This is a genomic window from Paenibacillus sp. KN14-4R, assembly GCF_052180255.1.
In the GTDB taxonomy this organism is placed as follows: domain Bacteria; phylum Bacillota; class Bacilli; order Paenibacillales; family NBRC-103111; genus Paenibacillus_AM.
In genome coordinates, this window is sequence record NZ_CP197466.1 from 2,240,237 (window position 1) to 2,253,107 (window position 12,871).

Genomic DNA, 12,871 nt, shown 5'->3' on the forward strand with positions numbered 1-12,871 from the left:
CGCCAGTTTTCCGCCTATTTATTCATTTATACATAAAAAAGTTTCTTTATTTTTCCAAATCATTTCCCTTTTGGCCTTGTATTTCTTTCATTGGTGCATGATGTTTTTAAAAAAGGATACATTATATTTGTTACATGGATAAAAGGAGGTGAATCGAAATGACAGTAGGTTCCCAAGTCAAAACATGTCTCGCTTCATTAAAAGGCGCGCAGGCTAGCTTAGAACAATTCGCTTTGGGCACTCAAAACCAAGAGGCAAAAACTCTTTTTACAAACGCGGCCCAGCAAACACAACAAGTTGTGGATCAAGTTGAAAGCCGAGTACAGCAGCTAGAAAATGAAGAACCGCAATATAGTGGTTTCTAAGAATGCGAAAAAGCCATGCCCATAGAGCATGGCTGTTCTTTCATTTATATAGATAAGCCCCTGCACAATTTACATACGCTACGGCAAGCGTTCCTTCTTCGATCGACTCTAAAATCCCCTTCCCTATACCCTATAATTGGTTTAAATATTCCATTTAGCGAGCGCGACCAAATAAACATCCTGAAATACCATCGAGATTAAGCCAGATTGATGCAGATATACTCTGGTATTTTCTATAAGCAGCAACAGTTGTGAAATATATCACTAACATATAGCTAATGGTAGATTAAAATGAATTGAACATAAAGAAGCTAACTCGTTTGTTCTTTATGTTTTCATCTAGATAACAACATAGAATATCGGAGGGGTTAAACATGAAAAAGAAAGTTTCAGCAACTTTTATTCTCGTTCTCACTTTCATGCTCGTGATCGTGGGATGCGGTAGCGGGAACCAGAATAAGAGTCAGGACAACAATGCAAAAAAAGAAGAGACTAAAGAAACGGCAGCCGTTTCGGGAGCGTCTCAAACCAGCTATACACCGTTCGATCAACTTAAAGATAAATATGATGTCATCATTGTCGGTGCAGGCGGTGCCGGTATGACTGCTGCACTTGAAGCAAAAGAAAAAGGTATGAACCCGGTTGTTTTTGAAAAAATGCCGGTTGCCGGCGGGAATACATTAAAATCATCTTCGGGAATGAATGCTTCTGAAACCAAGTTTCAAAAAGAGCAAGGCATTCAAGACAGCAATGATTTATTTTATGAAGAGAGTTTAAAAGGCGGTCATGGTACAAACGACAAAAACATGCTTCGTTTCTTCGTTGACAATTCGGCAAGTGCAATCAATTGGCTGGATTCCAAAGGGATTCGATTGAACAATATCACGATTACTGGCGGCATGAACGAAAAGCGCACACACCGTCCTGAAGATGGTTCAGCGGTAGGACAATATCTTGTCAGCGGTTTGGTGAAAAATGTACATGAACAAGGAATTCCGCTTTTTGTAAATGCCAATGTGAAGGAAATAACAGAAAAAGACGGCAAAGTAAACGGCGTCAAAGTCATCTTCAACGGGAAAGACGAGAAAAATATTGCGTCGAATGCCGTCATTTTGACAACTGGCGGTTTCGGTGCCAATATGGACATGATTGCTAAATTTAGACCTGATTTGAAAGGGTATGTAACAACTAATCAAGAAGGCAGCACCGGTGACGGCATTAAGATGATTGAACAACTCGGTGGGACAACGGTGGATATGGACCAAATCCAAGTTCACCCAACAGTGCAGCAAGAGAAATCCTATCTCATTGGAGAAGCTGTTCGCGGAGAAGGAGCGATTCTCGTGTCCAGTGACGGCAAACGTTTCACCAACGAACTGAATACTCGTGACAATGTCACAGCAGCAATCAATAAACTTCCTGAAAAATCGGCTTATCTTGTATTCGATTCTGGCGTAAAATCCCGCGCTAAAGCGATCCAGCAATATGAAAAAATGGGCTTTGTCATTAAAGGGGATTCGATCGAGGCTTTAGCTAAAGAAATGGGCGTTCCGGCAGATCAACTTAAAACCACGCTTGATACATGGAACAGCGCAGTGAAGAATAAAAAGGATACCGAATTCGGTAGAACAACAGCAATGGACAACGATTTGTCCGGCGCCCCATACTATGCAATTAAAATCGGTCCTGGGATTCACTACACGATGGGTGGCGTGAAAATCAATACGAATACAGAAGTTTTAAATAAAGACGGCAAACCGATAGTGGGACTGTTCGCAGCAGGTGAAGTTACAGGCGGATTGCACGGTCAAAACCGGATCGGCGGTAACTCCGTTGCAGAGATCGTTATTTTCGGTTACCAAGCCGGTATTAAATCGGCTGAATTCGTAAAAGCACAATAAGGTATAAGCTTCCTCTTTCACTCCGCAAACAACAACGCTTGGGCTCAACATAGTCCAAGCGTTGTTGTTTTATTTGACTGGATCGATGAATGTGTTGATTGATTCATTTTCTAGAAAAGTCTTTTATTGCACTTATTAATGCACCTGGGAGTAAGGCAATGGCAAGAAATACTGTATATACGTTAAATTGTAATGTTTTATACGGGGCGAACTCTTCCGTAAAGAATTTCGAATTAGAAAGGCGGCCTAATATTGTCCCTTGTTCAAAGTAAAACGGTGACCCTGAAGAATTATCAATGACTAAAAAGATTAATTGCAAAACTAGAAATGCCACAAGGGTAGCAACCCAACCCCGTATTCGAATAGGACGACCTTTTTGCATTCTAAAAGTCCTTTCTAGTAAATAATTTTATAGTTAAGTAATAGGAAGCAACGAATAACAGTAAGATACTGATTGGAATAAGAAATAAGGTTTGGTCACTAATAAAGCCTTTCTCGCTCATCATATTCATAAAAATAGTTGTAGGCTGCGCCAGAACAATCAGGACTATCAAGAATACAATATTGATAATACCGGCTCCTTTTTCACTAAGTGTGTAGAAAAGCGGCATATAAATTGAAATTAGAACAAGTATCATTCCTACTGAAACTAGTATGTCCATGACTGAATAATCTGGCTTGTTAAGGTGTGGGATTACTAGTTTAATGAGCCAGTGAATCCCGTACGAAGCAAGGACTCCATAAAGTGTATAAATGATGGCTGATATGTATTTGGCTTGAACAATATGTTTGCGGCTAATAGGCAATGTGACCAGAAAATTATGATTATGGTTTTTGATATCTATCATTGTACCGAGACTAAGTGAGGCGAAAGCTGTATAGATACCTACAAAGTAAAAAGACAATTCACTTTTTGGTATAAAAGCGACACTAAATACAGCGAGATAAAGAATAGTTATCCATAGTGAGCTTTTTAAAGCGATGAAGTCTTTACGCAGCAAGTTAAGCATGGATGCGTCCTCCCTTGGCGGTGAAATACATGATGTCTTCTAAGGTTGGTTTGTCCAAAATAGCATAATTACCAAACAATCGTTCGGCCTCCTGCCTATTATCTACTAAGCCCTCAAAACCAACAGCAGTTTCGCGAATCCCGACAAATTTATTTCTAATATCTGAGTCGAGCAGTTCGGAGTCACCTTTTACGATTGCATATCTCTCGAGTACTTCATCTTTCGCTTCATTAAATACGAGCTTCCCACGATTGATGAAAGTAATGTAGTCAGCAATGCGATCCAAATCTGTTGTGATATGGGTCGAGAAAATAATTGAATTTCTCTCGTCCTGCATCATATCCGCTAGCAGATCGAGCAGTTCCCTTCTAAACACAGGATCAAGTCCAGAGGTTGGCTCATCCATGATTAGGAGCTCAGCCTCATGCGATAAAGCAACTGCAAGGGAAAATTTGACTTTCATCCCCTTGGATAAATCTCCAATCTTCTTTTTCGGAGACAACTCGAATTGTTCAAGATAGCTGTTAAATTTCTTTTCGTTCCACTTCTTATAGAAAGTTGCAATCATCTTCTTCGTGTCACGAATCGAAAGATGCTCATAATAGAAGCAATCATCCGACACAATACCGATGCGCTGCTTAATGTCAATTTCTTGTTTAGGCATATCGTAGCCTAGTATTTTTACGCTCCCGGAGTCGGGACGGATCATGCCGAGCATCATCTTGATCAATGTGCTTTTACCAACGCCATTTGGACCAATGAGTCCGGTAATGTAGCCTTGTTTCACATCCAAAGATACATTATCTACTGTAAATTGAGGGTATGTTTTCGTTAGATTACGTATTTCCATTGCATTCATGGGGTCTGTTCCTCCTCGAACAATAAAGTCAGATGATCGATTAAATCTTGTTGACTCATGCTTAATTCCATACTTTCTCGAATGATTTCTATCATTTTCGCTTCTAGTCGCTTCATGCGCTGCTCCCGAATGAAATCTTTATTTGCTCCTGATACGAAACACCCCTTACCTACGACAGAGTCGATTAGCTTCTCTTTCTCCAACTCTTCATAGACACGCTTGGTTGTAATTACACTAACTTGCAAATCCTTGGCAAGCTGCCTAATGGAAGGGAGGCTGTCGCCAGCGCGCAATTCACCGCTCAGGATGCTCTGTCTTATCTGGTTCATAATCTGAATGTAAATCGGATCGCTCGATGCGTTGGATATTATTATTTTCATGTCCATCACCTCGTTTCCGTTAATATAGTAACTACCGTATATATATAATATATACACTATTCACTTGTGAGTCAATATTTCGCCAAAAATTCGCCGATCCGTACTTTGGTGATGTTGCCGAACAAGAAACAAAAAAATCCTTCAGTATTTACCGAAGGATTGGATGATCTTATAAAACTGGTGTTCCTCTTATTGCATCACTTCTTGTAATTCTCCTCCTTTACTCGAATTTATTCTCGATCTACTTTCTTGTGGCGGAAAAGTGAAATTCCTCCGAAACCACTAATGATAGCGATGTAATAGCCCAAATCATACCACCAGCCAGAGTTATATGTTTCATACAATCTGATATTATTTTTGAATATACCAATTATTAATGAAATAGGAGCAAGCCATCCATGCCATATACCCCAGAAAAATCCCGCATGATTTTGAGCGTTGTTTGTTCCATCTCCAGGTACACAACCCGTTAAAAGGCACATGAGAAGAAATAAAATCACCATAATTAAGAAATACCTTATTTTCATATACGTCACCCTTCACATTAGTATTTAATTTCAACAAAACGATACATTGCCATTATGAACTTCAATGGTTCCAGATGGCTTTATATTGCGCTGATTTCTTATCACGTTTTGGTATTCACGATAGACGATGGCTTGCTCTTCTCCGAGTAAACTCACTCAAAATGATCTTTAAATGTACTTTTCCAAAAAGGCCCTACTTCTTTATTAAGATATCTCACTATAATATCTCTTACTGGATATGGTTGTAGATTGTGTTGTTCCATTTTATTTATCCGAATCCAATAAAATTCCAAATGATTCTCTTTAGACTCTGGGTTCAAATCATGATTGATCTTCGGTAGCGCAACTCTAAATAAGTGATTTATTTCTTGATGATATGTATTGGGAACTTCAAAATCAGCCTCAACACATCCAATATATTCCTGTACAATACAATCTTGTCCAAGCTCTTCTTTGATTTCCCTAGATAAAGTTGTTCTCATTCCTTCCCTAAATTCTACATGGCCTCCTGGAAGAAAAGTATTGTCCATTCCTTTACAGTGGGCAACTAATATGTTTCCTTCCGAGATAATAACTCCCCTTGCAAGTACATGATATTTTTGATTTTGGTTTTCCATATATTTCACCCCTAATTTTTCCATCACTTTTCCCGATGCAGGGTTCTTCCCTAGATGGCGGGCATATATACGGTTTAAATTCATTTCTTCAAATGTATAGTGTACTATTCCATGGGCGTGGGATATATAATGTCATTTCAGCAACCTATTTATCACCTGCTAATTCTTGAACTACTCTTGCATCATCTAAATTGAAAGGCCGTAATATTAATCTTTTAATTGTATTAACGGCAATATTTTCATAATAATCGCCCCATAAAATTTATTTTTTTATTGAAATCAAGTCAATACTTTCATATATCACTCACATATCTAATTAATAATCAACTTATTGATTCTATTATTCTTCTCCTGCAAGTATGTCATATAACGTTCTTGCATTCACGAACCCAAGAGGCTTAAAGCAGCGTAGCTGCCGGCTGCGCATACGCAGTTAGCCTCGCAGGGTTGTCTGTCTGAACCCACTTCTCCGATTTACTTCGGGCAGATCAAGGGGGCTTGTCCACCGCAGTGTAGATACTGTGTTATGTTATGCCCCTGCCATCTCTGAATTAACCCTCCAAGATATAGGTCATTAGTTCCTCATCATATAACTTCTCTTCATAATTAAAAGACTCTAGTTCAATTCCATATACTTTGAATCCAAGAGAACTATAAAGCCTTCTCGCACTCTCATTTACTGTTATTACTCCAAGATTCACTTTCCTTAGTCCTTTTACTTGCCTAGCTCTTGATAATAACTCTTCAATTAGCCTTTTTCCCACATTCTGTCCTCTGTATTGTGGTTTTACATAAGTCCCCCATAAATTGCTCTTATGATTTAGTTTCTTGGAGTTTTCTCGGGAGAATCCCACCATTCCAATTATTTCATCATCAACTGTAAAAGCCCCTAAAATAAAATTCTCTGAGTTAACAGTGATTCTAGCTGAAACTGACTCTAGTTATCTATTAATAGATTCATTATAATCAGCTGAAAATGCTTCCGGATGATCTTGCAATGCTTGCAACCTCAACTTCCAAAACTTCTCCACATCCTCTGGTACGACATTTCTTATGGTAATCATCATTCTACCTCCCTAAAATATGGTTTTGAGTAGGTGTTTCACATAACTTAATAGTATCTACGAAACCGAGATGCTTAAAGAACCGTAGCGACGCTGCGTAGATATGTTGTTATAGGATGTCAGTGCCTTCATTGTTATACTTACAATCTTTCAAGCAATCTGTTTTATGAATTCTATAATGGTTATATTTATCATCATCTATTTCAACCTCTCCTACAAACTTAAAATCACTTTTCTGAATTACTCTGTTTGATGGTCCGTTCACAAGTAATGCAATTGCATTTAATTCTTCTATCTCTGTGTTTTCAAATAAATACTTAATTACACCCTGAACAGCTTGAGACGTATATCCTTTACTCCTATGGTCTTTTGAGATGCCATACATGATTTCTCTATTTGGTACTGGGAGTTCGTCCTTTATTCCCGAACCACACCAGCCAATGAATTCTCCGTTTTCTTTAAGCACAATTCCCAATCTCAGTCTAAGGTCCTCGACTCTAAGTCCTTCTTCGACACGTCTAAGAAATTGATTGTTTTCAGGTATTTCATAATTCTTCATCCAGTTAAGCCGTACTTCTTTTTCAACATTCCAACCGGGTAAATATTCATAAATCTCCGGTTGCCATGTGAGTTCTTGTAATTTATCTAAATCTCCTAATTGATATTCCCGAAGGATAATATCCTTACATTCTATAAATAAACTATAATTGTATTCAGTGTGCATATAGATCCTCCTTTGATTTGTATTACAATGATTTGCGCTGATTTCCTATAACGTCTCTTGTATTCACGAACCCGAGAACCTTTAGGTGCTTTAACACCGACCGGTGCGCGTTAGTTTCGCAGGGTTGTCCGCCTGACCTCACTCCCCGATAAACCTCGGGCAGCCCAGGCGGCGTAAGCTCCGCAGCGAGAATATGGTATTATAGGATGTCAACGCCTTCCTTGATATATCTTCACATAGAATTTTTAATATCTATCAAATCATGGATCTAAAATAATTGGAATAAGGATACAGATTAATACAGTTCCAATCATAAAGGAAAATGAAAATATTATATATTCAAATTTCTTTCTCAAAAATAATAGAACAAAAACAACTGTAGCCAATGGTATTCCAAATAAAAACGTAACCAGAAGCTTAATCGATACGTTTAAAACTGCAAGATTATTGATAAATATAGGGATTCCTATCATTACCCATAATACAGAAAGAAGAAGACCAAGAAGCATATGAGGAACTTTAATATATTTACTCATAAACTTATTACCCTCCAGACTATTCAAGCCGTTATTTTCATAAGTCTCATTAAAATATATGAATTAAATCGCTTTTCTTCCCATAAACAAACTTTGTTTAAGATCATGATTGGTCTTGCGTTGATTTCCTATAACGTAATAGTATCTACGAAACCAAGAGGCTTAAAGGAGCGTAGAGACGCAGCGTGAATATTATGTTAGATGGAATAATGGCCATCCATGAGTCACATGCGAGTACTTGTTGAGGTTCTTAGCCAATTTATTATTTGATCATCTTCATTTAAACATAAAGCTGTCTTCCGTGTATTTATTGAGTTAATCACTTCTGTAAATGTATATAAAGGATTCTGTGCTTCGATAAATACAACGCTACCCGGACTAATTGATTCAATATATTTATAGTAATAGGTTCTATATTCATTGGCTTGTTTAACCCATTCATATTCAGATCTGTCTCTAGTCAAATCATTATCTCTTCTTTGAGTTAGCTCTACATCATCAGCTTTCAATATTATGTATAAATCCAAAAAGCTCAGTTCCTTATTAATCATTTTCTTCCGATAATAATCATCTAATTCTTCAAGACTTAAACAATCTATGTATGAAAATGCCCAGTTAAACCAAAGTGACTTAAAAGGATCAGTATCATAAACCACCAAAGAATGTGACTCATTCACTTCTTCGGACAATTTATATCTTGCTAATTCTCTATTCAAGTAATATATCGCCTGTTCTCTAGGACTGTACCCTTGAATCGGTTTCACTATTGTTTCTTGGATAATAAAAGCATCATATTCATGCTGCAATCTTGTACATAAAGTTGTCTTTCCTACAGCGCTTGGGCCTTCAATACATATCTTCATAGATATCACCCGCTTGAAAATTTTTCCATTTATTTCATACAACGTCTCTTGTATTCACGAATCCGAGTGGCTTAAGGCAGCTTGCTGCCGGGTGGCTTCGTTGAATTACTTACATCTTTGTACTCAGAAATCCTTCTAAGAATTATCCCAATAACTTCATCTGTTTCTAAATGATCTGTTATGATATGTTCTTGAAATTTGTTATCTCTAAAAGTAGCTACACCTCTTTTTGTATGCTGTTGATACCAGTCATCAAATATGTCGCCTCGTCTTTCAATTCGTTGTTTAATTGTGTCTTCAGATGCTATAAGACAAAAATGTAATAATTCCCGGTCAATACTTCTTAAACCATTTAAAATGTAGTCGAAATAATCAGCTTTATAAATTGTCATTGGAACAATTATATGTTTCTTATACTTATGTTTTAATTCTTTGGCCGTCTTTACAGTTAGTTTTCTCCATAATTCAATATCCTGAAAATCATCCGTTCGTTCTTCTTCATTTAATATGTCTTCTGTAAGGATGTTTCTTAACATGTATCCAATTTCCTCAGGATCAAAAATCATACTATTGGGAATTACGAGTTTAAGCCTTTGTGCTGCCGATGTCTTGCCGGAGCCAAACGCACCATTAATCATAATTATCAAGTGATCACTCCTTGGTATTGATTACTACTAGCCCTTGACTGATTTCACATAACGTTTCGCATTCCTGACGCCCAAGCGGTTTAAGGCAACAAAGTTGCCGGGTCGTCAGACTTAGCCAGTGCAGGGTTGTCTGCCTGATACGACTTCTTCGAAATCCCTCGGGGCTTGTCCCCCGCAGCGTGTATATGGTGTTGGTATATTAAGCTCATCCCAGTTCATCGGGGATGAGCTTTTCTTTTATACTTAAAAGATTAGCACTGGGTTAAGAACGAATGTGGTGTTGGGACTTAGATCTCGTCACATAAAGTGTTTCAGCCCTAGCAATGTTCATACCCCGATTTAGCTGGTTGGGCCCCGAGCCCGTATCACCGTGCCAACCTGTGGAGAGCATTTGTTTTGGGTCCTAGTGTCATCCAAGGAGGTCATATGAATCAACCTGTTCTAAGTATCGATATTGCGAAGGGGAAGAGCGTTGCCGCTGCCTTCACTTCCTATGGTGTACAAGTGAAGAAGCCCTTCTCTTTCTCCCATTCACCTGATGATGTATCGTTATTGCTTTCAGTTGTTGTTCAGATTGAAGAATCTACAACGCTACGACCAACTGTCGTTATGGAGGCTACTGGTAATTATTCGAAGCCTATTGCTTCTTTCTTTTTCTCGCACGGGTATCCCGTTTTCATGTTAAACCCCTTAACGACTCATGAGCTCAAAAAGCGCTCTACTCGTAAGGTGAAGACCGATCCTATTGATGCAATTCCAATTGCTAATGCGTTCTATTTAGGGGAAGGTACGCCTCTCATGCCAATAGATGAAAAAGTCACTGAACTACGGTTTCTCTGTCGCCAACATGCCCAGTGGAAAGTTCTCCTTGGTGAAGTTCAGCTGCAATTCCGTTCCATTCTGGATTTGGCTTTTCCGGGCTATGACAAGGCTTCTCAGAACATTTTCTACCCTTCATCCATTGAGCTTCTCACTAAATTCCCTTCCCCCTCAGCTTTACTGACTGCGGACAAAGAGGACGTATTAACCATTCTTATGCTGAATCGAAGAGGTCGTACTTGGAATGAAGATAAATACGCACAGCTTCTGGGAATTGCACGGAGTAGCCTTCCTGATCCGTGTGGATCTCAGGCGCATATATTTGCAATGCAGAATTTCATAGGATTATTTAAGGCTTATCAAGAAGGAATTACAGCACTCGAAAAACAAATGGAAAGCTTAGCCCAAGCATTTTCTGCCTACCACCTATTACGCTCGATTCCTGGAGTGGGACCGATTACTGCGGCAATGATTCACGCTGAAATTGGGGACATAAAAAGGTTCCCTTCCGTGAAACAGTTGACCGCTTTTGCAGGGCTGGATTCATCTGTTTACGAGTCAGGAACCTTTAAGGCGAACCAGAATCGCATTTCAAAACGAGGCTCTGCTTACCTCCGTACAGCGCTCTACCAAGCAACAGTTGGAGGTATCTCAAAGCAAATCTACGGCCCTCGAAATCCAATTCTATGGCAATATTACCAGCAAAAACGACTTGAAGGCAAACCTGGTAAAGTTGCCATTGTGGCGACTTCAAACAAGCTTTTACGCATGATTTACGGAATTTTGAGTAACAGAGCGCCCTTTCAGAGCAAATAATAGATATTAATAGTAATATTTTACCATCAAATTGCTTCTTGGAGTAGGCTTCTTTGAGTCTGCATTCTTTGGAGTTATGAAATCTTAAATCTATTGAATCTTGACTTTGATTAGCTGGTTTATAAGACGGATTTAACCTTCCCTGAAAAACTTCCATGTCTTCTTCGAATAAACTAACCAGACCTTATACTCAGTTATCTCATCCTTAAAATTGTAAACCTTATCCATATCGGTATAATGTCCAACTGCTGTGATTGGTATCTTTATATCTGTTTTATTTTTTGTGATCTTTGATAAATCTATTAATAAGCCTTCCAATGCAGATTCCAAAAGTACTCTCGCAATATCATTTGGCATTTCAACAAACGATCTTTTCGTCAATTTATGTAATTTTAAAGTTATTGTTCTTGATAATATCACTTTATAGTCTTCAAGCAATGACACATAAAGTTTATTAAACCATCCATCATCATGTGCATAATAAGCAAATCTTATCATTGGTATTTCGCGCAAAGGCTTGGCGAGATGACTAAAGAATAATAATTCTGCGATTTGAAATTTAGTCAACTTATCTAGGTCTTCTTCATTATTAAAATCAACCCAACAAAAATCTCCATAACCGTAAACATTATCTTCAATTAACTCACATATTTCTTTAGATGTTACATAATCAAATCTGGTGTGCGGATTCCATTGAGCATTATCAAAATTGTGTTTAAGTAAAATTAGGTTTTCTGGTCTATTATGAACACACGACATAAATTCATAGAATTCGATCCCATATGAATAAAAACATTTACTATTTAAGTCACTACAACTTACATAGATCAAGTCTCTTAAATTTTGGTTTTTCATCATTGAATTTGCCCTCAATAATATTGATTTGTTAAATCTGTCGTATAACGTCTCTTGTATTCACGAACCCGAGAGCCTTAAGGCGCTTTAGCTTCGGCCGATGCGCGGTTAGGTTCGCAGGGTTGTCCGTCTGCCATAACTTCCTGAAGATCCTCGGGCGGACCAAGGAGCCGTCAGGCTCCGCAGTGTGAATATAGTGTTATACGTAGTGCCACTCATCCTCGAGATACATAAATAATTTTCTTGTCATTCTCTTGTGTAAACTTCCAGTCCTCCACTCATTCCAAACGGAATTTCTTTGTCTGCTACATTAACAAATCCATTTAATTCAATAGATGGATGTTCAAAATCCATTAGATCCGAATGTCCAAATACTTCATTGATTGGAGCTAAAATACTGTATCTAACCTTCTCACCTGATTTAAGTTTAATAGGTTTATCTTTATCAGCCTTTCCTTCAATTTTAAATGGATTACCCTTAAATCCATTTGGCTGCTTTATTGGATAAGATAAATAAAAGTTGATATATTCAATTGTTATGTTTCCCTTGTTTTCAATTTCAATAGTATATGAATTGAATTCTTTATTTAACTGAGAATCAACTAATTTTATTTTTATGTCCTTATCATCAAAATGTTCATTTTCAGAGGAACACCCCAGTAAACTAACCATCATTGAAATCAATAAGAGGAATTTGAAATTTCTTTTCATAGGCCCTCCAATCGTTTTTGTTATTTTACTTCCTGAAAAGCGTACAAGTGGCATCACGTATAACGTTCTCCGTATTCACGACGTCCCACCGACTTAAGGCTGCGCCAGCAGCCGGCCGCGATACGGTTAGTCGGTGCGGATGTGTCCGCCTGATCTCGCTCCTCTGCCAATCTCTTC

General features: G+C 38.1%; 17 protein-coding genes. 3 read left to right on the top strand and 14 right to left on the bottom strand.

Features of this window, described 5'->3' with window-relative positions; translation table 11 throughout:
- Positions 1 to 158: 158 nt before the first annotated feature.
- Both ACSBOP_RS10555 and ACSBOP_RS10560 read left to right on the top strand, forming a co-directional pair.
- Positions 159 to 365 (top strand): DUF1657 domain-containing protein, encoded by a 207-nt coding sequence (locus ACSBOP_RS10555; protein ID WP_442600500.1) that lies wholly within the window; start codon positions 159 to 161, stop codon positions 363 to 365.
- Between the two features lie 374 nt (positions 366 to 739).
- On the top strand, positions 740 to 2,266 hold the full coding sequence (locus ACSBOP_RS10560) for a flavocytochrome c (protein ID WP_442600501.1): 1,527 nt from the start codon (positions 740 to 742) through the stop codon (positions 2,264 to 2,266).
- Positions 2,267 to 2,369: 103 nt separating this feature from the next.
- On the opposite strand, the gene ACSBOP_RS10565 is transcribed toward ACSBOP_RS10560, so the two are convergent.
- From ACSBOP_RS10565 to ACSBOP_RS10620, 12 genes are all read right to left on the bottom strand, one after another.
- Positions 2,370 to 2,648, bottom strand: coding sequence for a YfzA family protein (locus ACSBOP_RS10565; protein ID WP_442600502.1), 279 nt, complete (start codon positions 2,646 to 2,648; stop codon positions 2,370 to 2,372).
- A gap of 1 nt (position 2,649) precedes the next feature.
- Entirely contained in the window at positions 2,650 to 3,276 is a 627-nt protein-coding gene (locus ACSBOP_RS10570) for an ABC-2 transporter permease (protein ID WP_442600503.1), read from the bottom strand.
- Complete coding sequence (locus ACSBOP_RS10575) at positions 3,269 to 4,135, bottom strand: ABC transporter ATP-binding protein (RefSeq protein WP_442600504.1); 867 nt, start codon at positions 4,133 to 4,135, stop codon at positions 3,269 to 3,271. The genes ACSBOP_RS10570 and ACSBOP_RS10575 overlap by 8 nt, the downstream gene beginning before the upstream one ends.
- Positions 4,132 to 4,515: a GntR family transcriptional regulator gene (locus ACSBOP_RS10580; protein ID WP_442600505.1), complete on the bottom strand. Its 384-nt coding sequence runs from the start codon at positions 4,513 to 4,515 to the stop codon at positions 4,132 to 4,134. Before ACSBOP_RS10580 ends, ACSBOP_RS10575 begins: the two co-directional genes overlap by 4 nt.
- Before the next feature lie 230 nt (positions 4,516 to 4,745).
- The gene (locus ACSBOP_RS10585; RefSeq protein WP_442600506.1) at positions 4,746 to 5,042 is read right to left on the bottom strand and encodes a hypothetical protein; all 297 of its coding nucleotides are present in this window, start codon (positions 5,040 to 5,042) and stop codon (positions 4,746 to 4,748) included.
- 152 nt (positions 5,043 to 5,194) lie between these two features.
- The gene (locus ACSBOP_RS10590) at positions 5,195 to 5,659 is read right to left on the bottom strand and encodes an NUDIX domain-containing protein (RefSeq protein WP_442604446.1); all 465 of its coding nucleotides are present in this window, start codon (positions 5,657 to 5,659) and stop codon (positions 5,195 to 5,197) included.
- Positions 5,660 to 6,210: 551 nt separating this feature from the next.
- Entirely contained in the window at positions 6,211 to 6,579 is a 369-nt protein-coding gene (locus ACSBOP_RS10595; protein ID WP_442604447.1) for a GNAT family N-acetyltransferase, read from the bottom strand.
- A 21-nt stretch (positions 6,580 to 6,600) separates the two neighbouring features.
- Complete coding sequence (locus tag ACSBOP_RS10600) at positions 6,601 to 6,726, bottom strand: hypothetical protein (RefSeq protein ID WP_442600507.1); 126 nt, start codon at positions 6,724 to 6,726, stop codon at positions 6,601 to 6,603.
- Between the two features lie 106 nt (positions 6,727 to 6,832).
- Positions 6,833 to 7,447 (bottom strand): GNAT family N-acetyltransferase, encoded by a 615-nt coding sequence (locus ACSBOP_RS10605; protein ID WP_442600508.1) that lies wholly within the window; start codon positions 7,445 to 7,447, stop codon positions 6,833 to 6,835.
- A 260-nt stretch (positions 7,448 to 7,707) separates the two neighbouring features.
- Positions 7,708 to 7,983, bottom strand: a complete 276-nt coding sequence (locus tag ACSBOP_RS10610; RefSeq protein ID WP_442600509.1) for a hypothetical protein — start codon at positions 7,981 to 7,983, stop codon at positions 7,708 to 7,710.
- Positions 7,984 to 8,207: 224 nt separating this feature from the next.
- Entirely contained in the window at positions 8,208 to 8,846 is a 639-nt protein-coding gene (locus tag ACSBOP_RS10615; protein WP_442600510.1) for a hypothetical protein, read from the bottom strand.
- A 71-nt stretch (positions 8,847 to 8,917) separates the two neighbouring features.
- Positions 8,918 to 9,484 carry an AAA family ATPase gene (locus ACSBOP_RS10620; RefSeq protein ID WP_442604448.1) on the bottom strand — a complete coding sequence of 189 codons (567 nt, stop codon included), beginning with the start codon at positions 9,482 to 9,484 and terminating at the stop codon, positions 8,918 to 8,920.
- Positions 9,485 to 9,919: 435 nt separating this feature from the next.
- Between ACSBOP_RS10620 and ACSBOP_RS10625 the strand changes: the two genes are divergently transcribed.
- Complete coding sequence (locus ACSBOP_RS10625) at positions 9,920 to 11,128, top strand: IS110 family transposase (RefSeq protein WP_442600511.1); 1,209 nt, start codon at positions 9,920 to 9,922, stop codon at positions 11,126 to 11,128.
- 132 nt (positions 11,129 to 11,260) lie between these two features.
- On the opposite strand, the gene ACSBOP_RS10630 is transcribed toward ACSBOP_RS10625, so the two are convergent.
- Together ACSBOP_RS10630 and ACSBOP_RS10635 are read right to left on the bottom strand one after the other, a co-directional pair.
- Positions 11,261 to 11,986 (bottom strand): hypothetical protein, encoded by a 726-nt coding sequence (locus ACSBOP_RS10630; RefSeq protein ID WP_442600512.1) that lies wholly within the window; start codon positions 11,984 to 11,986, stop codon positions 11,261 to 11,263.
- A gap of 243 nt (positions 11,987 to 12,229) precedes the next feature.
- Positions 12,230 to 12,751 (bottom strand): hypothetical protein, encoded by a 522-nt coding sequence (locus ACSBOP_RS10635; RefSeq protein WP_442600513.1) that lies wholly within the window; start codon positions 12,749 to 12,751, stop codon positions 12,230 to 12,232.
- Positions 12,752 to 12,871 lie beyond the last annotated feature (120 nt).